Annotated in this window: 1 protein-coding gene; it reads left to right on the top strand. The window is 44.8% G+C overall.

Translation table 11 applies throughout. The features are described from left to right. Nucleotides 1-110: 110 nt before the first annotated feature. On the top strand, nucleotides 111-736 hold a 626-nt coding region (locus A3762_RS21055; protein ID WP_369820712.1), incomplete at its 3' end, for a nucleoside recognition domain-containing protein.

Raw genomic sequence — 736 nt, forward strand, 5'->3', positions numbered from 1 at the left:
AATGAAAAGAGATAAAACCGTGACGCTTGGCAGATCCAAAGTTATGCTACTCCTAAAAGTGATGAGGCAATGACCCCGGCCCCGCGTATATTATTCGTAGAACAGACATTATGCAGCTAGAAGCAGTAAAAACTTTCGCAAACGATGTTGGACGAGCGTATTGGATTTTATTAAAAATTCTGGTTCCAGCAGTGATGGTTGTGAAAATTTTGCAAGAGCTTGGTGCGACAGAATTACTCGCATCGTTGCTTGCCCCCTTAATGAACATTGTTGGTTTGCCGAGTGAGTTTGGTTTAGTTTGGGCTGCAAGCATTCTGACAAATATCTACGCGGCGATGGTGGTGTTTTATGAATTGGGTGATGGCTCATACTCAGTCGCGCAAATCACAACATTAGCGATGCTTGTATTGGTGGCTCATGCCATTCCTATTGAGGGGGCAGTCGCGAAAGCATTAGGAGTTTCTTGGCGTATTACGATCTTGTTGCGCTGTGTCGGTGGTTTTGTCTTTGCTTTGATTACCTATTTCAGTCTCAGTGTGACGCCGCTTGCTGAGCAAACGAGTCAGGCTCTCTGGACCCCCAGTGTTTCTGATACCAGCTTTTGGGGTTGGGTGAGAGCGCAATTCGAAATGTTGGCAGGCATATTGGTCGTACTGAGCTCTCTCATGCTATTTCTGCGTTTTTTACGCCTTATTAAGTTCGATCAAGTACTAGAATTTTTACTTTTACCGCTGAC

Source organism: Oleiphilus sp. HI0125, from assembly GCF_001635355.1.